The sequence below is a fragment of the Paenibacillus sp. FSL L8-0436 genome, from assembly GCF_038593025.1.
Lineage (GTDB): Bacteria > Bacillota > Bacilli > Paenibacillales > Paenibacillaceae > Paenibacillus_AQ.
In genome coordinates this window covers 6,514,374-6,537,330 of the sequence record NZ_CP151955.1, presented here as the reverse complement: position 1 = coordinate 6,537,330, position 22,957 = coordinate 6,514,374, and the positions used below count along the sequence as shown (strand labels likewise).

The 22,957-nt window shown below is 50.8% G+C and carries 18 protein-coding genes and 2 pseudogenes; 14 read left to right on the top strand and 6 right to left on the bottom strand.

From position 1 onward, the window contains the following. Positions 1-80 precede the first annotated feature (80 nt). Positions 81-1,382: an Nramp family divalent metal transporter gene (locus NSS79_RS30180; protein WP_341096496.1), complete on the top strand. Its 1,302-nt coding sequence runs from the start codon at positions 81-83 to the stop codon at positions 1,380-1,382. A gap of 110 nt (positions 1,383-1,492) precedes the next feature. On the opposite strand, the gene NSS79_RS30175 is transcribed toward NSS79_RS30180, so the two are convergent. The 3 genes from NSS79_RS30175 to NSS79_RS30165 form a co-directional block, all read right to left on the bottom strand. Next, positions 1,493-2,800: an ABC transporter substrate-binding protein gene (locus tag NSS79_RS30175; RefSeq protein WP_341096495.1), complete on the bottom strand. Its 1,308-nt coding sequence runs from the start codon at positions 2,798-2,800 to the stop codon at positions 1,493-1,495. Between the two features lie 107 nt (positions 2,801-2,907). After that, positions 2,908-3,744: a carbohydrate ABC transporter permease gene (locus NSS79_RS30170; protein ID WP_341096492.1), complete on the bottom strand. Its 837-nt coding sequence runs from the start codon at positions 3,742-3,744 to the stop codon at positions 2,908-2,910. Continuing rightward, complete coding sequence (locus NSS79_RS30165; protein WP_341096491.1) at positions 3,744-4,634, bottom strand: sugar ABC transporter permease; 891 nt, start codon at positions 4,632-4,634, stop codon at positions 3,744-3,746. The genes NSS79_RS30170 and NSS79_RS30165 overlap by 1 nt, the downstream gene beginning before the upstream one ends. Before the next feature lie 121 nt (positions 4,635-4,755). On the opposite strand from NSS79_RS30165, the gene NSS79_RS30160 reads away from it, so the two are divergent. From NSS79_RS30160 to NSS79_RS30150, 3 genes are all read left to right on the top strand, one after another. Further along, positions 4,756-6,585, top strand: coding sequence for a histidine kinase (locus tag NSS79_RS30160; RefSeq protein WP_341096489.1), 1,830 nt, complete (start codon positions 4,756-4,758; stop codon positions 6,583-6,585). Positions 6,586-6,620: 35 nt separating this feature from the next. Further along, complete coding sequence (locus tag NSS79_RS30155) at positions 6,621-8,201, top strand: response regulator (protein WP_341096487.1); 1,581 nt, start codon at positions 6,621-6,623, stop codon at positions 8,199-8,201. A gap of 132 nt (positions 8,202-8,333) precedes the next feature. Then, positions 8,334-9,338, top strand: coding sequence for an HD-GYP domain-containing protein (locus NSS79_RS30150; RefSeq protein ID WP_342437289.1), 1,005 nt, complete (start codon positions 8,334-8,336; stop codon positions 9,336-9,338). A gap of 11 nt (positions 9,339-9,349) precedes the next feature. Here NSS79_RS30150 and NSS79_RS30145 read toward each other — a convergent pair whose 3' ends face one another. Then, positions 9,350-10,480: an N-acetylmuramoyl-L-alanine amidase gene (locus tag NSS79_RS30145; RefSeq protein WP_342437288.1), complete on the bottom strand. Its 1,131-nt coding sequence runs from the start codon at positions 10,478-10,480 to the stop codon at positions 9,350-9,352. Between the two features lie 160 nt (positions 10,481-10,640). Between NSS79_RS30145 and NSS79_RS30140 the strand changes: the two genes are divergently transcribed. Together NSS79_RS30140 and NSS79_RS30135 are read left to right on the top strand one after the other, a co-directional pair. Beyond that, the gene (locus NSS79_RS30140) at positions 10,641-11,642 is read left to right on the top strand and encodes a nucleotide-binding protein (RefSeq protein ID WP_342437287.1); all 1,002 of its coding nucleotides are present in this window, start codon (positions 10,641-10,643) and stop codon (positions 11,640-11,642) included. Between the two features lie 4 nt (positions 11,643-11,646). Then, entirely contained in the window at positions 11,647-11,886 is a 240-nt protein-coding gene (locus NSS79_RS30135; protein WP_342437286.1) for a hypothetical protein, read from the top strand. A gap of 160 nt (positions 11,887-12,046) precedes the next feature. Here NSS79_RS30135 and NSS79_RS30130 read toward each other — a convergent pair whose 3' ends face one another. Further along, positions 12,047-13,153, bottom strand: coding sequence for an LLM class flavin-dependent oxidoreductase (locus NSS79_RS30130; protein ID WP_342437285.1), 1,107 nt, complete (start codon positions 13,151-13,153; stop codon positions 12,047-12,049). Between the two features lie 298 nt (positions 13,154-13,451). On the opposite strand from NSS79_RS30130, the pseudogene NSS79_RS30125 reads away from it, so the two are divergent. Both NSS79_RS30125 and NSS79_RS30120 read left to right on the top strand, forming a co-directional pair. Continuing rightward, a pseudogene (locus NSS79_RS30125) lies at positions 13,452-14,087 on the top strand (ABC transporter ATP-binding protein); the annotation flags it as partial. A gap of 95 nt (positions 14,088-14,182) precedes the next feature. After that, positions 14,183-14,437 (top strand): annotated as a pseudogene (locus NSS79_RS30120) (ferredoxin family protein); the annotation flags it as partial. Positions 14,438-14,561: 124 nt separating this feature from the next. On the opposite strand, the gene NSS79_RS30115 reads toward NSS79_RS30120, so the two are convergent. Next, positions 14,562-15,104, bottom strand: a complete 543-nt coding sequence (locus tag NSS79_RS30115) for a glutathione peroxidase (RefSeq protein ID WP_076114027.1) — start codon at positions 15,102-15,104, stop codon at positions 14,562-14,564. A gap of 216 nt (positions 15,105-15,320) precedes the next feature. On the opposite strand from NSS79_RS30115, the gene NSS79_RS30110 reads away from it, so the two are divergent. The 6 genes from NSS79_RS30110 (at position 15,321) to NSS79_RS30085 (ending at position 22,819) form a co-directional block, all read left to right on the top strand. Then, positions 15,321-15,995, top strand: a complete 675-nt coding sequence (locus NSS79_RS30110; RefSeq protein ID WP_342437284.1) for a Na-translocating system protein MpsC family protein — start codon at positions 15,321-15,323, stop codon at positions 15,993-15,995. A 144-nt stretch (positions 15,996-16,139) separates the two neighbouring features. After that, positions 16,140-16,529, top strand: a complete 390-nt coding sequence (locus NSS79_RS30105) for a response regulator (protein ID WP_342437283.1) — start codon at positions 16,140-16,142, stop codon at positions 16,527-16,529. Between the two features lie 519 nt (positions 16,530-17,048). Next, on the top strand, positions 17,049-17,186 hold the full coding sequence (locus tag NSS79_RS30100; protein ID WP_342437282.1) for a hypothetical protein: 138 nt from the start codon (positions 17,049-17,051) through the stop codon (positions 17,184-17,186). A gap of 152 nt (positions 17,187-17,338) precedes the next feature. Further along, positions 17,339-19,600 (top strand): PAS domain S-box protein, encoded by a 2,262-nt coding sequence (locus tag NSS79_RS30095; protein ID WP_342437281.1) that lies wholly within the window; start codon positions 17,339-17,341, stop codon positions 19,598-19,600. Between the two features lie 493 nt (positions 19,601-20,093). Next, complete coding sequence (locus NSS79_RS30090; protein ID WP_076114024.1) at positions 20,094-21,170, top strand: bifunctional 3-deoxy-7-phosphoheptulonate synthase/chorismate mutase; 1,077 nt, start codon at positions 20,094-20,096, stop codon at positions 21,168-21,170. A 194-nt stretch (positions 21,171-21,364) separates the two neighbouring features. After that, on the top strand, positions 21,365-22,819 hold the full coding sequence (locus tag NSS79_RS30085; protein ID WP_342437280.1) for a SulP family inorganic anion transporter: 1,455 nt from the start codon (positions 21,365-21,367) through the stop codon (positions 22,817-22,819). Positions 22,820-22,957: the final 138 nt, after the last annotated feature.

Sequence of the window (22,957 nt, the reverse complement as noted above, 5' to 3'; positions counted from 1 at the left end):
AATAAAAATAAGTTAAATGTTGCACCAGGGAAACTTTCATGTGTGAAGACAACTTTTTCCGGGCAAGAGGAGGGTTTGAAATGATCGAGCAAAACGTGGTGGAAACACCCAAAATGATAAATAATCCTAAGCACAAGAATACAATTTCAGCACAAGCAGTACTTAACGGGGACGTCAAAGGATTGAAGAGACTCCTTCCGTTTCTGGGCCCGGCCTTTATTGCCTCAGTAGCGTATCTGGACCCCGGGAATTTCGCCACGAACATTACGGCCGGATCGAAATACGGTTACCTGTTGTTATGGGTCATTGCCGCATCGAATTTAATGGCCGTGCTGATACAGTCCTTATCCGCCAAGCTTGGCATAGCTACCGGAAAGAATCTGCCGGAAGTGGCGCGCGAACGCTTCCCGAAGGGCGCTTCAATTTTTTTATGGATACAAAGCGAACTGGTCATTATTGCCACAGACCTGGCGGAGTTTATCGGGGCAGCCCTTGGACTATATCTGCTATTCGGGATACCCATGCTGCCTGCCGCAATCATTACCGCTGTCGGTTCATTCGCTATTCTTGAGCTGCAGCGGCGTGGTTACCGGACGCTTGAGGCCGGGATTGCTTCGATGGTGCTGATCGTCGTCTTAGCCTTTGCTTTCCAGGTCATTATGGCTAAGCCGGATGCCGGAGCAGTAATCGCCGGAATATTCACCCCTGCATTTGAGGGTGTGGACAGCATCCTGCTGGCAGCAGGGATTCTCGGGGCAACAGTCATGCCGCATGCGATTTATCTTCATTCTTCACTGACACAGAGCCGTGTGGTCGGGATTGACGAAAAAGAGAAAAAACAGATTTTCAAGCTGGAAATGATCGATATCGTTATTGCGATGGTTATTGCCGGTGCTGTGAATATGGCGATGGTAATCGTTGCCGCTGCCCTTTTCTTTAAGAACGGGCTTGTAGTTGAAGACTTGGATGTGGCCTTCCAGCAGTTCAGTCATTTGGCCGGTCCTGTAACGGCAGTTTCGTTCGGCCTTGGACTCTTGATCGCAGGGCTGTCGAGTTCTTCGGTTGGGACGATGGCCGGTGATGTGGTTATGCAGGGATTCATTAATAAGAGAATCAACCTGTATCTGCGGCGGGCGATTACGATTATTCCTCCGCTGGCGATTATCGCCTTTGGCATCAATCCGACCCGCGCACTGGTAATGAGCCAGGTGGTACTGTCCTTCGGGATAGCCTTTGCTTTGATCCCGCTTGTTATTTTCACCAGCAACCGCCAGATTATGAAGGGGCTGGTCAACCACCGGATTACTACGGTTTTGGGCTGGATCATCTCTGCGCTGGTCGTATCGCTCAACCTGTTCCTGATTGTTGAAATGTTCATCTAAAATGCAGAATCAGACAAAACCCCGCTCCCCCGGCGACTGTCAGGTATAACCTGACAGCACACCGGAAGGCGGGGCTTTTTGTACATAAGGATGTATAAGCTATACGCTGATTATTGCTTCACGATATCCTGTACGGATTTATCCAGCTTTTCCAGGAGCTGATCGTGGTCAATTTGTCCGCCGAGATATTCCTGCATCGCAGCGCCGAAGCCCTGAGTTACACCGTCAGGGAACATATCCCAGTTCCAGCCGAGTGCAGTTGCGGATTTTTCTTGGACAGCAACGGCAACCTGGCCGATATCTTCTGCAGCTGTTTCAATATCAGTCTCAGCCGGAATGAACTTGAATTCCTTCGTCAAATATTGTTTGCCGGTCTCCGAGGATACGAGCCAGTTCAGGAACGCTTTGGCTTCTTCCGGATGTGCGGATTTGCTGTTTACAACATAGTTATTAGGTACTCCTACCAGAATGGTGCCTTCTTCATCACTGATCGGGAGCGGGAGCAGGCCAAGGTTCAGTGCAGGGTCAATCTTGTCGATGTCACCCTGAGTCCAGTTGCCCTGCATCATCATTGCCGCTTTGCCGGAGGCGAAATCAGCAACCTGAGTCGCATAGTCGGTAGTCATTTTGTTATCTTGGGCGTTGTCGAAGATTACATCCACCAGATCAAGCCATTGCTCGAACACGGCATTGCCTTTAAAGGTTTGCGTACCTGCTTTGACATCATCGACAAATTTCTTCGGATCAGGCTGGTGGGCAAGACCAACATTCACAAGGTGCATCCCCATGGACCACCATTCGTTGGTTGCTTCAAATGGAGTGATGCCGGCAGCTTTCAGCTTCGCGGCAGCGTCCTTAAGCTGGGACAGTGTTTTTGGTTCTTCAGTAATACCAGCTTTGGTAAACAGATCCTTGTTATAAATAAGGCCATAGCCCTCGACATTCATCGGCATGCCGTACAGCTTGCCGTCTACAGTAGCAGGAGTTTTGGAGGTAGGGATCAGTTTTGCTGCCCAAGGCTGGTCTGACAAGTCGGTAGCGCGGTCCAAATAAGGAACCAGAGCGGTGTAGCCGCCGTTATTGAAAATTTCCGGTTCCGAGCCTGAAGCGATTTCCGCTTTGAGCAATGCGCCATAATCTTCGCCGCCGCCATGCGTTTCGACTTCAACCTTGACCCCGGTTTCTTTCTCATACAGTTCAGCCAATGTGTTCAGCTGTTCGGCAATTTCGACCTTGAACTGGAACATTTTGATCGTCACATCTTTGGCAGGAGCTTTGGTCGACTCAGTTGCTGCTGACTCTTTCGGGGCGTTGGTAGCGGTTCCATTGTTCCCGGAATTAGTATTGCCGCCATTGCCGCAACCTGCGATAATGAGTGTGCAAACGGTTGCGATAACAAACGTGAACTTTCTTTTCATAGAATAACCTCCCTGGTCTGTGGTTCCTACAACTTGATCGTAATGCATATGACCTTACACTTACACTTAATATTTTGCTCGAAAAAGTGGATATTGTTGCAACCCTTTTATCCCTTGACGGATCCTGAAGTAACTCCTTCAACAATATAACGCTGCAGCGTCAGGAAGAACAGGAGGATCGGTGTAATGGCCATGACCAGTCCCGCGAGCGCAAGATCCCACTTCTTAGTGTACTGCCCGAAGAATTTGGTTACAGCTACCGGCAGTGTAGTCAGATCCTTATTCCCGCCGATGACCAGCACAGGCAGCAGGTAGTCATTCCAGATCCAAAGGGTGTTCAGAATAATTACAGTAACAATAATTGGCATCAGCAGCGGGAAGACAATTTTGAAGAAAACACCGTAAGGATTGGAGCCGTCGACCCGGGCCGCTTCCTCCAGCTCAAAGGGCACAGTTTTGATAAAGCCGTGGAACAGGAAGACTGATAGAGGCATCCCGAACCCCAGATAGCAAGCGACAATACCGTAAAGTTCTCCGCGCAGTTCCAGGATACTGGTTACCCGGACCAATTGCAGCATCAGCGACTGGAAGGGAATAATCATCGCCGAGATGAGCAGCAGGAAAACAAAGGAATTGAAGCGCGACGGCTTTCTAACGATCTGATAAGCGGCCATGGAGCTGAACAGAACAATAAAGATAACGCTCAGGATGGTAATCTGCAGAGAGTTCCAGAAAGCCTGCGGGAATTCTATGGCGTCCCAGACTTTAGAATAATTGCTCCACACAAAAACCTGCGGAAACGATGCAGCATCAGTCAGAATTTCCTTAAGCCCTTTAACAGAGTTGCTAAGCACCAGGTAGAACGGAGACAGGAAGACAAGGGCCAGGAGTATGGCGGCAATTTCCAGAATGAAATTTCCGGGACGGTATCTGCTGCTATTCATTATGCCGACACCTCTTTTCTCTTAGTGATCCATACCTGAGTAACGGTGATCAGTGATACAGCAGCGAAGAAGAGCAGCGCTTTGGCTGTGCCGAGACCGTACCGGTTGTTGATCAGCGCTTCCGCATAAATGTTATAGGCGAGCGACTGGGTGGAGGTTCCCGGTCCGCCCTTAGTCAGCGACAGGTTGAGATCGAACATTTTAAAGGCATTGGATGTGGTAAGGAACAGGCAGATCGTGATGGCCGGCATGATCAAAGGCACATAGACGCTTTTGAACAGCTGTGGGGCTCGGGCGCCATCGATCTTGGCCGCTTCAATCAGATCCTTTGGAATCCCGGCGAGCGAGGCAATATAGATAACCATCATATACCCGGCAGTCTGCCACACAAATACGATGACAAGGCCCCAGAAGCCAGTGCTGGGCGTACCGAGCCAAGGCAGCTGGAAGAAGGAGATTCCGGTGATTTCGCCGATTGTCCCGAAGCCCTTGGTGAAGATAAACTGCCAGATGTATCCTAGCAGAATACCGCCGATTACATTGGGCATAAAGAAGATGGTACGCAGCAATTTCTTGGTCTTCAGTGTTGTCATCAGCAGGAAGGCCAGCAGCAGTGCCAGCACATTCGCGGCAACTACGGACACTATAGTGAAGCGAAGGGTAAAGAGCAGGGATTCCCAGAACTTATCATCATTCAGAAAAATCCGTTTCCAGTTGGCGGCGCCTGTCCAGACTGCTTTGTCCAGATCCAGCCCGTTCCAGTCGGTGGAAGAATAATAAAAGCCGAGAAAGAAGGGTGTGACCACAATGGTCAGGAAGAAGAGCAGGCAGGGTCCGAGGAAAACGATTTGCTGTCCCCAGCCTCTTTGCAAACGCAGAGCTTTTCTCATATGGAATCTCCTTTGTATAGTTTTTCAACGGGTTCATACCCTCATTATAGGAAGAGGCAGGAGTCATCAACACTCAATTTGGTGATTATAAAAGTGGATTATATTGCAGGAGGAAATGAGCATGTTCAGAAACAGTATCCGGACCCGGCTGATGGCGCTTGTGCTGTTGGCCTCGGTGATCCCGTCGGGGATATCCGTAACGTTCTCATATCTCTATACCAAGCAATCGGTAACCGAACAGTCGGTGAAGCAGAATACGAAGCTGCTGACGCTTGGGGAGGCCAATCTCAGCAGTTATTTCAGCGGCATGAATCAGCAGGCGATGTCCCTGTACAGCGGAATCAATGTCCCCAGCTCCTTCTATACTAGCCTGCTTACGGCCAAACATCCGGATAATGCTCCGGAAAACGCTGTGTTGCCGGATAACCGGGCGATCATCTCAACCCAGCTGTACAACCTTTTCCTCTCCGACCGCAACACCTTTCAGATTCACCTGTATGTCCGGGCGGCCAAGCAGTCGAATCTGGTGCTCGGCGGGCTGTTCCGCCGGGAGAACAAAGATGATTATGTCCCGTTGATCCATCCTGAGGAAACGTACCGGCCTTATATTGAGGTTACGCATATGGATCATCAATACGGGATGAAGTCCGGATTCCCCAATTTGAAATCGGGTACTGTGCCGGTTTTTACTGCTCATTTCCCCATTTACCGAACGCCGAGCGATGCTGTTCTGGCCGATCTGTCGATTGATTTCCGCTTGGGGGAGCTGGAGGGAATCGTCAAATCCATGTACAATTCGGATACAGAACGGCTTTATATCTTGAATGAACAGGGGGAGGCCTTGTTTGCATCTGATTCCGATTGGATCGGCAAACCGGTCACCGCGGGCTGGAGCCAGCTGCCGGGGAAGGATGACAATGGCCATTTCACCTGGAAGAAGGATGGTTTCGAGGGTATTGTGATGTATCGCCACATTGAGAATACGTTGTTCAAGGGCAGCATCATCAAGCTGGTTCCCTATGAAGATCTGTATGGCGATGCCAGAACGATCACCCGGTTCAACACCGGAATCGGTGTGCTGTTCCTGATCCTTGGCGGACTCAGCGCGGTATTAATCTCCGTCGGATTCACAAGGCCAATCAAGAAGCTGATCTCCTTCACCCAGAAAGTGCAGATTGGTCAGCTTGATGCGCATATGGATGCCGAACGGGAAGATGAATTCGGCCTCCTGACACGCAAAATCACCGGCATGACCCGGACGATCAACGATCTTATCTTAAAGGAATATAAACTTGAGCTGGCCAACAAGACCAATCAGCTGAAGGCGCTGCAGGCCCAGGTCAATCCTCATTTCCTGTATAATGCCCTGCAGTCCATTGCCAGTCTGTCCTTGCGCTACAATGCACCCAAGGTGTATGATCTCATCTATTCGCTTGGCAGTATGATGCGCTATTCCATGAACACGGAGCGGACGCAGGTCCCGCTTCGTGATGAACTGGAGCATGTGCAGAATTACGTGATCCTGCAGACGGAACGTTTCGGGGAAGAGAACTTAAGGCTGGATATTGATGCAGAGGAAGCTGCTCTGGAGATTGCCGTGCCCAAGATGATTCTGCAGCCCATTGTTGAGAATATATTCAAGCACGGGTTTACGGACGGGATCCGCGAGGCTGTAATCTCCATCACCTGTGCTCTGGATGCCAACGGCAGCCTGCGGCTTGCCGTCAAGGACAACGGCAAAGGAATCACTGCGGAACGGCTGGAGGAAATTACAGCTGGACTTCAGCAGAGCGGCCGGACAGAGCACGAAGAGATTGGGCTGCACAACGTACTGGCGCGTGTGCGGCTGCAGATGAGCAGCGGGGCAGAGCTATTGCTGCAGAGTGTTGAAGGCGGCGGGGTTAAGGTGACACTTATTATTCCGCTGGATAAGATGGACCCAACAAATTAAGGGAGTGCAATGGACCCAAAGGAGCGGCAAGTGAGATGAAGGTGCTGATTGTAGACGATGAGAAGCATGTGCGTGAGGCGATCCGCTATTTTGTACCGTGGGAGAAATATCGGATTTCAGAGATTTTTGAGGCGACCAACGGGCAGGAAGCTACGCTGATTATGCAGGAGCAGCAGCCGGCGATTGTCTTCACGGATATGCGGATGCCGCTGATGGACGGTGCGGAGCTGCTGGAATGGCTGCATCATCATTTCCCGAATACGAAGACAATCGTCATTAGCGGGTATCAGGACTTCAATTATGTAAAGCCGGCAATCGTCTACGGCGGGACAGATTATTTGCTGAAGCCCCTGAACAGCAAACAACTGATTGCCGCAGCCGAGCATGCCTTCAAGCTGTGGTTGGAGGAAGAGGAGGAGCGGCAGCAGAGTCACCGGCAGAATATGCAGCTTAATGTGCTGCGGCCGCTGTACTGGGACAAGATGCTCTCGGATCTGGTCTCCGGTCATGCCTCATTTCAGGAGCTGAAGCCTTCCTTGTGCGAAGAGCTGGGGTTGCCCGGGGATGCGGCAACCTGCAGAGTTGCCGTAATCTCGCTCCAGCGTGCAAACTGCCGCCTGCTGGAGCGGTTTCATGGCGATGTGCCGCTGACCTCCTTCGTGCTGGCGAACGTCTGCAATGAGGTGATCTCCCCCGGGAGAAGCGGCTTTGCCTTTCGCAGCTGGCAGGCCGGCACCGATATTGTCATTCTTTTCTGGACGGCGGCTCTGGATGCGGAAGTGTGGGTGCGGCTTATCAATGAATCGATCAAACAGACCTATGGGGTACAGGTGGATATAGGACTCAGCCGGCCCGTGGCTTTTCCCGAAGGGCTGCAAAACGCCTTCCGTCAGGCGCGTCAAGGCCTTAGTGAGCGCAATCTCCTGCAGCGGGAAGGGCGCATTTATCATTACAGGGAGCTGACGGAGGAGAGTGGGTCTGTGGAAGACCACGTGCTGGAATCGCTGCTGGACAAGCTCAGGGTGGCTGTATTATCGGGGGATCTGCAGAGAATGGAACGGGTGGTTGATGAATGGGCGGATCAGCTTTCAGGGCTGTCGCTGCTCACCGAGAATAACTTTCTGCACCAGCAGGAAGAGATCCGCGCCGTTCTGATGCGCTGGCGGCAGAATGAGGAGATTACCTTTGAGCTGTGTTATGACGAAGAGGGGCTTTTCTCCGTTGAGCACTGGCGGAATCAGTTAAAGACCATGCTGCAGCAATTGTGGAAAGGGAATTCTCAGACACCGGACAGCCGGCTTGTTCAGGAAATCCGGGATTACCTCAATCAGAACTACGCCAAGGACATGACGCTTCAGCATATCGCCGAGCGCTTTTTTATCAGCAGGGAGAATGTGTCACGCAAGTTCAAACAGATCAGCGGGGAGAACCTGTCCGATTATTTAACTGCACTGAGAATAGACAAGGCCAAGACGCTGCTGCAAAATACAAACCTGCGGCTATCGCAGATTTCGGAGCTGGTCGGCTATGAGGATGAGAAGTATTTCAGCCGGGTTTTTAAGAAATCGACCGGGCAGACTCCGCGTGAATACCGCAAGCAGGAGAACTCTCTGTAGCGAAATAACCACTCCACTATGGACAAAAAATGGAGCCGTCCTATAAATTTCAGAATTCCCCATCTTTTACCGATAATAGTCATACGGATATCGCACATCATTTTATCGGTTAAATGGGAGGGTTGGTATGGTATGGATAGTTATTTAGGCAGAATCCTCAAAAATGATCTGATCAATGCGTACGGTGTAACTGTAATACCGGCAAGAAGCGTATTGAACGCAGAACATTTGGAACTCATCCGCAAGCAAAGAATCAATACATTGGATATCGTATTCACCGATGAACAACCACAGACGCCGGCCTGCCGCGAGATGGTCAACGGTGTAGTGGAAGTGTCGAAGGATTTATTTAATTCTTTCAGATTAACCCGCAAAGTTCCATTGGCGGATATAAGAAAGGATGTTGTACCAGTTGTTCAGGAGATTTCACTCCTTCCCGATATTTTTGCGCTGTTCGAAGCGATTCAGGGGAAGGACGATTATACATACCAGCACAATATCGGCGTAGGTGTGTTATCCACATTGATTGGCAGATGGATGAATATGGGGCAGGCGGAGCTGTCGGTGCTTTCCCTAGCTGCAACCTTGCATGATATCGGCAAGCTCAAAATTCCTCCCGAGTTGTTAAATAAACCGGACAAGCTGACTGCTGAAGAGTTCGCCATTGTCCGAAAGCACACAATCTATGGCTATGAGATGCTCAAGGAGACAACGGGGGCGAATTCCCATATCACCTTGACCGCACTCCAGCATCATGAAAGAAATGACGGCAAGGGTTATCCGCTGGGGCTGAAGGAGGAACAGATTGATTCCTACAGCAAAATCGTTGCCGTTGCCGACATCTTTCATGCGATGTCCTCCAAACGGCCTTATCATGAAGCTATGCCGTTCCATCTCATTGTGGAGCAGATGAGGAGAGGCAGCTTTGGGGCGCTTGACCCGCATGTGGTCTCCGTGTTCCTGGAGAATATTGTGAAACGGACCGTCGGGCGCGATGTGATCTTAACCGACGGCCGTGTCGGTGAAATTGTCTACTTGAATCCCCATAACATCGAAACGCCCTTAATCAAGATAGATGGTGAATATATCGACCTTGGCAAAATGAGGGATCTCAAAATCAAAGAAATCAGTATATAGCCGTTTCGCCATTAACCTTTAAAATAGTCCGCGAGCCCCTCGGCAATTGCCTTGGCGGCTTTTTTCTGATAGGCAGATGTGCGGACGACCGCTTCATCGTTCCGGTTGCTTAGGAACCCGAGCTCCACCAGTGCTGCCGGAAGGTTGTTCTCCCGCAGAATATGGTAGTTGCCGAAGGATACTCCATTGCTCTTCAAGCCGATGCCCTGCCCGAGCCGGTTCTCAATGGAGCGTGCCAGGCGCAGATCATCCGATTCCGAGTAATAAAAAGTCAGCGTGCCGCTTACATTCTTCGGGGAGGAGTTGTAATGGATGCTGACAAAAGCGTCCGCTCCTACAGACTGCCCGATCTGCACCCTCCTGGTGAGGGAAGGGCGCTGGTCTTGGGCGCGTGTCAGCTCCACACGGGCTCCCTTGGCTGTCAGGTAGTCGCGGACATACAATGCCGTCTGCAGATTTAGATCCTTCTCCAACGTGTCAAAGGATGTGCCGAGCATGCCCGGGTCGCTGCCGCCATGACCCGGATCAATGACGATCCGCTTGCCATTGATCCCGCCAATCTGCCTAAGGCTGCCAGTCGTTCGGCTGCCGCTTCCTGTACTCGCGGAGCTTCCGCCGGCAATATACTGTGCTGCGACCCAGCCGGTATCCCCGCTGGCGGTGCGGATCCGCACCCAACCGTTCTGCCGCAGCAGAACAGTTACGGAGTCCTCTGCCTTTAACGCCCCGAGTATCTTATAACCGGTTCCCGGACCTCCGCGGATGCGCAGGGAATCGGCTGTAACCATTGCTGTGCTGCCGCCGCTTCCGGAGGTCTTGGCGGATGTAAATACAGCAACTGCTGCACGGGATTCACCGCCTGTCCCGCTTACTTTTATGAGATAATACCCCGCAACCCAGCCGGAGACTGAACCGGACCGCACTTTTGCCCAGCCATGCTGTTCATCGGTAACGGTCACCTGTGCGCCACTCTTTAAGGATCCTGTGACAGCCGCATTGGCTGCCGGCTCGCTGCGTACATTGAGGGAGCTTGCACTCACTTTTGCTGTATAGGCGCCTGCAGCGGAACTGGTTGCAGGCTGCAGCATGCTTCCGGTGAGCAAGCAGGCTGCCAGCACTGCGGTATGTATAAATTTGTTCATAAATTTCCTCTCTTCCCGGATGGATAAATGTCTATTACCCGTTTCATCGGTCAAAGAAAAGGATTTGGTTAAAATTTAATAGAAATTAAACCTCTGTTCCAAAGTGGCAAAGCGCTGTATAATTGTTGGATATTGGAAAAGTTTGTAAAGGAGTGCCGTCGTGACCAGACCCAAACTATTCATCGGATCATCCAGGGAATCCATCCGTTACGCCCGGGCGATCCACGAACAGCTAAAGCGAGAAGCCGAGGTTAATCCTTGGTATGCCAATGCCTTCCGTGCGAATGAATATACGATGGAGGCGCTGGAGAGACATCTGGATGAAAGCGATTTTGCCGTATTCGTCTTTTCACCTGATGATGTGGCTCAAATCCGCGGCAAATATTATTATGTCACCCGTGATAATACACAGTTCGAAATGGGGCTGTTCTGGGCCAGGCTGCGGCGCAGACGTGTCTTTTGCCTGCTTCCGGACCGGGTAGCCCCGCGCATGGATTTGATTCCCGGCAAGAATATCGAAGAGTATCATCTCTTATCCGATCTGTCCGGACTCACCCCGCTGGAGTATGAATGGCAGCATGATAATCCGGTGGCAGCCGTTGATGTCAGCTGCGGGAAGATCCTGGACAGTATTCAGGAGCAGGGGAGCTACCGCGATCCTCTGAAGGAATTGGAACATTTGGGCTTGGAGCTTAGGCGCAAGGAAAGTATCCTTCATTTCTTCTGGCAATATAATAGTAATGTGGCCGGAGCTCAGGGTGGAGAGAAATACCAGGCGCTCAGCGAGGCTATCCGCAATTCCTTTCTGCCGCCCGGACAATGCCGGGTGATTGGCGCCGCGCTCTGGCGGGAAAGTGAGAAGGAAGGTCTGATACAGGTAGGAGGAAATGTGGGCCGTGGGCATTGTTACCCTTTTTCATTAAGTGAAGACAAAGGGAAACGGCCTGGTGTGCTCGATGCTTATCTGAGCAAGGAATGGACCTTTTTTCAGCGTACTGAAGTTGCCGAGGTATATATCCTATGCTATCCTTTAGGGGAGCAGCATGTCCTTTCTGTGCATTTCTCGGGAGACGACGGACTGTCTGCGGAGGATCTTACCACAGTGGTTGCTTACAACCGCGATTTGTTCCGTACCGTCAATTATTTAGTGGGAGGGGACTAGGAGCATGAAGAATATGAAGGGTGTAGTCAGTTTGTCCAGTGCGGTCCGCCGATCCGCAGGCGGCAACGGCAGCAGTTCCGGAGGGACCCGGCGCTCTAAGGGCAAGACAAGTGCAGGCCGGGCAGCAAAGCCAGCATCTTCGGCAGGCCACGTATATATTGCGCCGTCGCTGGATGGCGGAGATGAGGAATACAAGAAGCTTATCAGCGGGAAGGTCGACAACAGCAAGCCTTCATTCGCCTAATTAGTTAAGGGGTCTCCGGCATCAGCCGGAGACCCCTTTTTGTAAATGTAAGCGATTTATATGCTTCGCACTGTAAATTATCCTTCTCTTTCTCGCTGAAACGATAACCGTCCTGCGAAAAGGACGGCAAAGCAGTTTCCACTTGGGTACGCCCAGTTTCTTAGATCTCCTGATGCGAAGACCGGCTGCTACGCTTCTTGGCAATTTCCCGCCGCACGACTGGTGCCACCTCGGTGGCTAGCAGCTCAATAGCCGTCGCTACCTTGTTAAAGGGGAGTCCGCCGATGTCCAGCTGGGTCATAAAGCGGTTATGGCCGAACAGTTCATGCTGGTACAGGATTTTCTCTATAATCTGTTGCGGACTGCCAACAGCAAGCGTGTTAACAGGAGAGACGAAACGCCCGAAATCGCTGCGGGATACTCCGTACTCCTGGCCCGGATGCGGACTGATGGTATTGCGGTAACTGTAATAGTAAGGATAGTACTCGTCCAGCGCCTGCTGTGACGTCTTCGCAATATATCCGTGGCTGGTGATGGCGATCTTTAAGTCCTCTGGGGCATGACCGGCTTTGGCTCCGCTTCTGCGGTAGGTTTCGGCAAGATTCTGAAAGGGTTCAGGACTGCCGCTGAGAATGGCGATAGCCATCCCAATACCAAGCGTACCGGCTCTTTCGGCACTTTCGGCCGAACCGCCAATGCCGACCCAGAGCGGGAGCTTCCGCTGCAAAGGCCGCGGGGCAATCTCGGCATTCTTCAGCGGGGAGCGGAAGGTTCCCTCCCAGTTCATGACTTCATGCTGATTGAGCTCCAGCAGCAGATCTAGGTTCTCCGCGAACAGCTTCTTGTAATCTTCCAGCTCGTATCCGAACAGGGGGAAGGATTCCAGAAAAGCACCACGTCCGGAAATGATCTCCGCCCGGCCGTCCGACAGCAGATCGAGTGTGGCGAAGTCTTCGAAGACCCGCACCGGATCAATGGTGCTCAGCACCGTTGTGGCGCTAGTCAGCTTGATCCGCTTCGTGGCCTGCGAAATTGCCGCGAGTACGACCGGCACCGAGGAGATAACAAAATCAAGCCGGTGATGCTCACCGACACCGAACACGTCCAGCCCCGCCTCATCAGCCAGCTTAGCCGCTGCGATGACTTCATGGAGACGCTGCCGGGGGCTGATGGTCTGACCTGTATGACAATCGGTTACGATATCGCCGAGTGTGTAAATACCGAATTCAAACTCCGGCACGTTTTCTTGCGGAACGCTGTTATTCATAAATGCTGACCCCTTGTTCAATAGAATGTTAAATATAGTAAATGGTAACTGGTCCGGTGTGAGAAGGAATATTGATGATTATAACATAACTGCTTACAAAATGTAAGTATATGAGTAAATGATAAATGTTCTGTGAACCGTGGAGGGCTTTCAGTCGAGTATCTTCAGAAGAAGCCTATTTAATGCATTTGTTTGTTACAAATTCCAATAGATTTACTTCGAATTATTAACTGCCGACTGTTCAGACAGAGGTGCCCGTGTTATTTCACACGAGGTTCTTCTGTTTTTTTTGTAGAATTTGAACAAGAGCTTTGATACAGCGGGCGGGCAGGTACAGGCACTGCATGAGGTTGATCTGCATGTAGAGGAAGGCGAATTTATTACAGTGATTGGACCCAGCGGCTGCGGCAAAAGCACGCTGCTGCGCATCGTCGTCGGTCTGGATACCGGTTATACCGGCAGTGTGACTCTCGAAGGTGAGGAGATTGGCGGTCCGGGTATTGATAAGGGGTTTATCTTTCAGGAGCACCGCCTGTTTCCCTGGCTTACCGTGGAGAAGAATATCGTCTCCGACCTGCCGCTCGGCAGGCCGGACATCCGGCAGAAGGTGGATGAGCTGATTGAGCTGGTGAAACTGACCGGCTTCGAAAAGTCCTATCCCCGCGAGCTGTCGGGAGGGATGGCCCAGCGTGTGGCGATTGCCCGGGCGCTGCTGCGGAACCCGAAGATCCTGCTGCTCGACATTTGGCGGCGGAACCGGACCACGATGATTTTTGTAACCCATGACATTGATGAAGTTGTTTTTCTGGGTAACCGGGTAGTCATTCTGGAGCCGCGCCCGGGCAAAATCCGCAAGGTCGTTCCGGTCGATCTGCCTTATCCGCGCAGGAAGACGACTACCTCTTTTCAAGAGCTGCGTCTGAAGGTGCTGAATTATTCCAGCGGGGCAACCGCCCCGTCAGGTACAGGGGTCTGGTATGTGCAGCCGGACGCTATGCTGCGTGAAGAGGCGAAGGCCAGCAGGGCAAGCTTGCGGTCATCGCCAGGCAGGAGGACTGCCAGACCTGCTTCATATGCGAGGCTTATTGTCCGGCGGATGCGCTCTATGTAGCGCCCCAGGGAGATGAGCAGATTGCGGTGGATGAGCAGGAGTTGATTGCTTCCGGGCTGCTCGGAAGCTGGCGGGCGGAGATTGGCTGGAGTCCCGGGGTACAGGATACAATGGCAGAAAGGGACACTACGCCGTTCTTTGAAGTGTTCACTGAAACGTACCGTGGCAAGTGAAGCAAGCCATTCGGTTCTTTTGCAAGCATAAATAGGGTGTTCCAGAAGCCGTGAATGAACATGGCTTCCGGGACGCCCTCTTGTCGTATCCATATATTGGCAGGCACTATGTAACTGAACTGTTTTACAGCAGTTCTTGAATGGCCGGCTCAATGTCCAGCGGATCGCTGTAGGATTCAAAACGCTTTACAACTTGGCCTTTACGGTCAATAAGGAACTTGGTGAAATTCCATTTCACTTCGTCATCAGCCAGTGTTGCAGGCTCACGCTCCTGAAGCATGGCATGCAGCAGCTTCCCGCTGGCATTGCTTTCATCAAAGCCTTCAAAGCCCGCCTGACCGGTCAGATAGTGAAACAGGGGATGTTTATTTTCGCCTTTCACATCAACCTTCTCAAACAGGGGGAAGCTAACTCCGTAGTTAATTTGACAGAAGACGTCTACTTCTTCGTTGGTTCCGGGTTCCTCCCCGAACTGGTTGCTGGGAAATCCCAGAATTTGAAATCCGTCATCCTGATATTTCTCATAGAGCTTCTGAAGGTCGGAATATTGCGGAGTGAACCCGCATTTGCTGGCGGTATTCACAATCAGCAGGACTTTATCCTTGTATTGTTCAAGGCTGGTTTCCTTGCCCCGAATGTTACGTGCGGTATATTGATATATGCTCATTGCTGAATCATCCTTCCGCAATATGTAATGAAATAATTTTATTTATTAAATTGTACACAATATAATTTTGCGTGTCAAATTATGCGGTGATTTTTTTGTGTGTACGAAGCTGGCAGTTGAGATTATACTAAGGTGTACGAACCGTTCTTCAGCAGGCGGAGAGTCTCCCCATACAGTTAGACACAGACAAAAGAATATAATGCTGGAGGAAATTTGATGAGTACTACAGAACTTACTAGCCAACTTTCCAGTTACACAGGAAGACTGCTGAGAGAGCGCTTCGGGAAAGGCCCCGAATCCATACATGCATCTATCGGAGAGCAATGCATCGCCATGCATATCCGCAATTTTATCGGGCCTGTGGAGAGATTTTTATTAAACAAGGAAGAGGAGCAGGCGTTCCGCTACACGCGGGAGCTCCTGATGAAATCACTGCTTCCCGAGCTTTCGGCTTACCTGAAGGACAAGATGGCTATTGAGGTCAGCGAGATTTTTTATGATTGGGGCATACATAACGCGTCAGGAATGATCGTTGCACTCATCAAGCACAGCGGAGTGGCTGTCGACGATTATGCCGGGCGTGAAGAAGTCCATGCCCAGATTAATGAAGTGAGCAGGAAAGTGCAGAAGGAACCGGAATTTACCGACTCCTGGTGGCTTGGCCCGCGCACTCTGATCATCAAGCGTGAGGGAATTCTGATTCCTCTGGAGAAGGAACTGATTGGCCTCGGCTATGAGAATACACTCAAAACAACGAAACGCAAAATGGAAAAACGTTATTTGGAGGATACCACCACAATTGCGCCGATGCTTGGCAAGGAGCTGTCTGACATTTATGTGGATTGGGATTTCGACAAGGATACCAGTGTGATAGCATATACTTTTCATTAAACATCATAAATGAGGTGGAAATGGGTCGGACATGCAAATGAGCCGAACATGAGCCGGAGAAGGGGGAGATGACCCTTTCTTCGGCTTTTTTATTTTTCCCTGACTAGGTATATTGCGCATCAAACATTTAGGGGGACTTAATGAATGGGGGAATACAAGCAGACGGTGCTCTATGTAGAAGATAATGAGCTCAACATGGATTTAATGCATCATATTTTCAAAAGAAATCTGCCCTCCGTATTACTGCTGAAAGCTGATACGGGTGAGCTTGGTCTGCAGATTGCCAGGCAGAAGCTGCCGGATCTGATTATTTTGGATATCGGCTTGCCCGACCTGAGTGGTTATGAGGCATTGGAGTCTTTAAAGTCGAAAGAGGAGACCCGGCATATCCCGGTTTTGGCGATCAGCGCCTTTGCCCAGAGGTTGGATATTGAGCGGGCCAAAGGTGCAGGTTTTGCCGGGTATATTACGAAGCCCTTTCAGGTCAAAGCCGTTACGGAAACAGTGGAAGCTCTGTTAACAGGGGGTTCCTGAGGCCGGACCGGGATTAGAGCAAGGGTGTGCAATCAAAGGTGGGGCACTGGGGAGAACTCCGCCGGAAGGCCGGTTTGCCGGCAAAAAGCCGTTCTATAAGGATTATTACGAAGCCGCTTTGTTAAGGGCTTCTTTGTATTTAACTGTTCTTGCCCGAGTAGCCGGGATAGTGCGATCGAGGAACTTAGATATGGAATTGAAGCCAGCCTGTACAGTCAAGAGCACTATGAGATCATTAGGGAGGTTCTGGAATATGTAAAGGGCCAACTGAGGGATTTGGATGCTCAACAAGAGTGGGGGCTCATACATGCCGATGTTCAACTTGGGAATGTCATTATTACAAATGAGGGTCCCTGTTATATAGACTTTGGATTGTTCGGTTATGGCTATTACCTATTTGACCTGGGCAGCGCATCTTCCATCCTTCCAAGCGAATTAAGGCAAACCCTATTGCTGGGTTATGCTTCAAGGTCCACTTTCACTTTTGATCAGGTACGGTATATTGAAGGATTGATTTTCATGGATATATTTATCAGCTATCTGTTTTTTATTCATGACCCTGACCGGAATGGCTGGATTAAAGAGGACGCAGCAAAAGTATGCGATACCCTGTGCAGGGATTTTTTTGCCGGAAAAGAAGTATACTATTCATTCTAAGACCTGCGGAAAGTGAATATTTAATGCCTTGAATATTATAGCTGAAAAAGCGGGAATAACATTTGACTTTCGCCCGATTATACAAGATATTTATATTGAAGTTTTTAAATAAGCGAATTTCACTAATACTCCACAAACAGGCGGTGGATCAGATGTTAAGACAGCATGCGGAGGTATATTCCCGCTTTGGACAGGCGTACAAAACGGGAAAGGTTGGAGTAGCTTTTCTTTCTATGGATGAGAAATGGACCCGTATAAATCCCGCGGCAGTTTTGATGCTGGGGTATTCGGAGGAACAGCTCCTGGAGCATGAGTTCGGTGAGTTTCTGCATAATGATTCTTTGGCGGTATATAAAAAGATGATGGGGGCTCTGCAAGCAGGAGAGGCCCCCTTTTTTGAATGTGAAATTAAGCTGATCCGTGCCGCCGGCACACCGGTCCGGCTGCTTCTTCATGCTGTGCTTATCAGCGATCCCTGTACGGGGGAGAAGCTGCATTATTTAATTCATTTGGCTGAGATTCCGGAGGGGAATACCTCCGGAATCATCCCTCCTCCGAGTGATGAACTCTACCGGCTGATCGCCGCGAACATAAGGGATATTGTGTATTATTCCACTTTGGACAACATTTGCCTGTATTGTTCACCTTCGATTCAGGAGGTGCTGGGGTATGAGCCGGAGAAGCTGATTGGACGCGATATCCGCGGGCTGATTCACCATGAGGATCTTTCTGTTTTGGAGCTCTCTGAGCCCATGGAGTTTCAGAGCATCCAGCTGCGAATCCGCCATGCCGACGGGCGATATCTCTGGATTGAATTCACCCTGCGTTTAATTGAGGATGGGAATAGCATGAGCGTGCTTGCGGTAGGCCGTGATGTAACGGAGCGCAAAGCTGTAGAGACGATGCTGCAGGAATCCATCGAGCGGTATACCTCCCTGAAAAAATATAATCATGATGCGATTATTTCCCTGGATCTGCAGGGCAATATCATAAACGGAAATGAACAAGCCTGCCAGTTGACAGGCTACACCATCCCTGAAATGGTCGGAAAGAGTGTGAGTCTGATTATCGGCGCCCATCATCTGCATGATGTAATCGGTTATTGCAATGAGAACAACAGCAAGGAGCGGGACATCAATCTGATCTGGCATAAAGACGGCCATACCGTCGAAGTGCTGACAACGATCGCCCCTATCATCATCAACGAGGAGCGGGTCGGATTCTATATTATCGTGAAGGATATTACCGAGCAGAAGAAGCTGCTCATTGCCAAGGAGATTGCTGAGAATACGAACAAGGCCAAAAGTGAGTTTCTGGCGATGATGAGCCATGAGATCCGCACACCGATGAATGGGGTTCTGGGGATGACTGATCTGCTGTTGGACATGAGTGAACCGGGCTCCGTGCAGCGCGAATATCTCGATATTATCCGGCAGAGCGGTGATACGCTGCTGAATATCATCAACGATATTCTGGATTTCTCCAAGAATGAAGCGGGCAAAACAGCCCTGCACGAAGAGCCGTTTGTGCTGAGGAACTGTATGGACTCTGCGCTCGAACTGCTGCTCCTTAAGGCGGAGGCGAAGGGGTTGTACATTGAGGTTACGATGGGCGCAGAAGTGCCGGAGCATTTGATAGGCGACGCAGACCGGCTGAAGCAGATTCTGCTCAATTTAGTCGGCAATGCCGTGAAGTTCACCTATACCGGAGGTGTCACAATAGAGGTCCGGACTGCGGCAAAAGCCGCGGATGGCGTTACGCTGCAATTCACTGTTGCTGATACCGGGATTGGTATCCCGAAAGACTCCAGGGAACGGCTGTTTGAGCCGTTTTATCAGCTTGAGCAATTTATGGGCCGGCGTCATGAAGGAACAGGCCTGGGCCTGGCCATTACCAAACAGCTTGTTGAACTGATGGGCGGCAGCATCGCATTGGATACCAGCACAGAGATTGGTGCGGCCTTTGTATTCACTGTGGTGCTTCGCGAGGAGGATAAAGGTTCAGACGGGGAACCGGGTACCGAGTTGCCAAGCCTGGGTCCGGTTGGCCGGGAGCTGCGTATATTAGTGGCCGAAGACAATGAAATTAACCGAATCGTGCTGCGCAAAATATTGGAGAAGCGGGGCTACGCTGTTGATGTTGCGGTAGATGGACTGCAGGTAGTGGAGATGGCCGGCAGCAAGGACTATGACATTATTTTCATGGATGTGCAGATGCCCGGGATGAATGGGCTGGAAGCTACCAGGGTTCTTAAACAGACACTTCCGCAGGAGAAGCTTCCGGTAATTATTGCGGTTACGGCAAATGCGCTGAAGGGTGACCGTGAGCATTGTCTCGAGGCCGGGATGGATGAATATATCAGCAAGCCGCTCAGAAGCGAAGCTATTTCGAATATCATCGTGAAATTTTTTTGAGGCGAAAAAACAGGCTTGGGCGCTTAATCTTATTAAAGGTTATTTTAGTTGCTTAAAGCTGCGAAGCGGTACATCGATGTCTTGCATCAGAGGATCTTATTGATTAAGATAGCATCAACCGGCGCAGAAGAAGCGCCGGCATATAACACAAATGACAATGACGAAGAGAGTAAGCGCTAGAAGCGGATCTTAACAGGGAAGGTGTGCCGGAGACTGAGAGCACCCTCATGAGACGATTAGCGCCGAATTTCACTTCCGAGTCGGCCCCTGAAGTATTTGCTGCAGCAACTATGGGTAGGGAGGCCCGCGCCCCGCGTTATCGGGTGTAAGATAGGGTTAATCCCGGGCAGGAAATGAGCTTTCATTTTTTTGTGCCGGCGGTTGTTTTTGATTAATCCTAAATAAGGGTGGTACCACGGCTCCTCGTCCCTTGCGACGGGGGGCCTTTTTGCGTTCATAGGTTGAATTAATCGAGAAGAGGGAGTGGAAGGTAATGAGCAACGTGGAATTGGATGGGCTGAGAGCCCGCCTGGATGAAATTAATGAGCAGCTGCTGGAGCTGATCTCCGAGCGTGCCCAGGTAGTTCAGGAAATTGGTGTAGTTAAAGAAAAGCAAGGCGTGCCGAAGTTCGATCCGGAACGGGAAAAACAGATGCTGGAGAAGCTGGTAGCGGGCAACAAAGGACCTTTCACAAGCGGAACGATCCGCAGCCTCTTCAAGCAAATCTTCTCCGCTTCTCTGGATTTGCAGTCTGCCGAGCACAAGAAAAGCATGCTTGTCAGCCGCAAGAGCCACAAAGAGGACACCGTTATTGTCCTGCCGGGCGATGTGACCGTCGGCGGCTTGTCGTCGCTGATGGTAGCAGGCCCTTGCTCCGTAGAAAGCGAGCTGCAGACCCGTACGGTGGCCGCGGCGCTGCAAAAGGCCGGTATCCGCGTAATGCGCGGTGGAGCGTTCAAGCCCCGGACTTCGCCGTATGATTTCCAGGGCCTTGGCATGGATGGGCTGCGGATTCTCCGTGAGGCGGCTGATGAATACGGCCTGCTGACGATCAGTGAAATCGTCGATCCGGCACATCTGGAGCCGGCGCTGGATTATGTGGATATTATCCAGATCGGCGCACGCAATATGCAGAACTTTGAGCTTCTCAAGGCGGCTGGAGAACTGAATAAACCGGTTCTGCTGAAACGCGGGCTTGCTGCAACGATGGAAGAATTCCTCCATGCAGCTGAGTACATCATGTCACGCGGAAATACCCAGGTCATGCTGATCGAACGCGGTATCCGCACTTACGAGAAATGGACGCGTAATACACTGGACATCTCGGCCGTGCCGATCCTGAAGCAGGAGAGCCATTTGCCGGTGCTGGTCGATGTGACCCACTCCACCGGACGCAAGGATATCCTGATCCCTTGCGCCAAAGCGGCACTCGCCGCCGGAGCCGACGGCATCATGGTCGAGGTTCATCCCGACCCGGCGACTGCATTGTCGGATGCTGCGCAGCAGCTTAATATCGAGGAATTCAATACCTTCTTCAATGAGGTTAAGGCTTCAGGACTATACCGGTAATTTAAATCTATTGAATGGACTTGATTTTCGCAGCATATGCGAGAAAAAGACAGAAATAAACGCTTACAAGTACAGGCTGCACTTTTGTGGAGGTTATGGCGGGTCAGGTACAATAAGAAACATTGGCGTTGCACCGGCCCGGGCTGTTCGGAACAGTCCAATCAACCATAACAGAAACAGGAGGAAACAGAAGCTTGAAGCAGCTAAAATTAAATAACGGGTGGTTTTCCAATACACGGAGCGATGTTCTTTCCGGAATGACGGTGGCGATTGCACTCATTCCCGAAGCGATTGCGTTCTCGATCCTTGCCGGAGTAAGCCCGATGGTCGGTTTGTATGCCTCCTTCTGCATCGCAATTGTAACATCGTTTGCCGGAGGCAGACCGGGCATGATCTCGGCAGCCACCGGCGCAATGGCGCTGCTGGTCGGCAGTCTGGTAATCCAGCACGGAATTGAGTATCTGTTCGCAGCTACCGTATTAGCTGGAGTTTTCCAAATCGTGATGGGGATGCTCAAGCTGGGGAGATTTATTACCTTTCTTCCGCAGCCGGTCATGACCGGCTTTGTCAATGCGCTGGCTATTCTGATCTTTATGGCACAGCTTACGCATTTCAAGGGCCAAGGCTGGGTGATGTATGCCCTTGTAGCCTTGACTCTGCTCATCATCTATACGGTTCCGCGTTTCACCAAGGCGGTGCCTTCGGCGCTTGTGGCAATTATTATCGTTTCAGTGCTCAGCATTGTGCTTGATCTGGATGTGAGGACCGTGGGGGATATGGGAGAGATAACATCGGCATTGCCGCTGTTCCATCTGCCTCAGCTGCCATTTACACTGGATACGCTGCTCATTATATTGCCATATTCACTGTCACTCGCTGTGGTGGGGCTGCTGGAATCGCTGATGACGGCAACTTTAATTGACGATATAACCGGCACCGGAAGCGACAAGAACCGTGAAGCGAAGGGGCAAGGATTGGCGAACATCGTCACGGGCTTTTTCGGAGGTATGGCAGGCTGTGCGATGATCGGCCAATCGATGGTCAACATGAAATCGGGTGGACGCACCCGGCTATCCACCTTTGTGTCGGGGATATTCCTCTTGTTCCTCATCCTCGTTCTCGGTGATATCGTGAAGCAAATTCCAATGGGAGCACTGGTAGGCGTCATGATCATGGTGTGTATCAGCACCTTTGAATGGGGCTCGCTGCAGACGCTGGCCCGCGTACCGCTAAGCGATGCGCTGGTAATGATTGTAACGGTTGTTACGGTCGTGCTAACGGATAATCTGTCCATCGGGGTGTTGTTCGGTGTTTTGCTCAGTGCCCTGACGTTTGCCTGGAAAATAGCCTCGATTTCCCTGAGCGTCCAGACATCCGCCGATATGGCCACATATGTCGTTTCCGGCCAGCTGTTTTTCGGTACGACAAGCCACTTTATTCATGAGTTTAATTATGAGGGCGATCCGGAGAACATCAGGATCGACTTCACACATTCCCATGTATGGGACCAGTCAGCGGCTGGCGCCATTGCCAAGACGATCAGCAAGTATGCGGCGTATGGCAAAACGGTTACGATTACCGGATTAAACGAGGAAAGCACACAGCTGGTAAAGCGGGTTGGCTTGTCCTTATCCGGAGGACATTCGTAAATCATATGATTCATAATTCATCTTTCAAGCAGCTTTCTCTATGGAGAAGGCTGCTATTTATATATTATAGAAGAGAAATGATTCTCATCCTGAAAAGAATAACCGCAGTGCTGCTTGTGCCGCTGCTGACATCGGCAT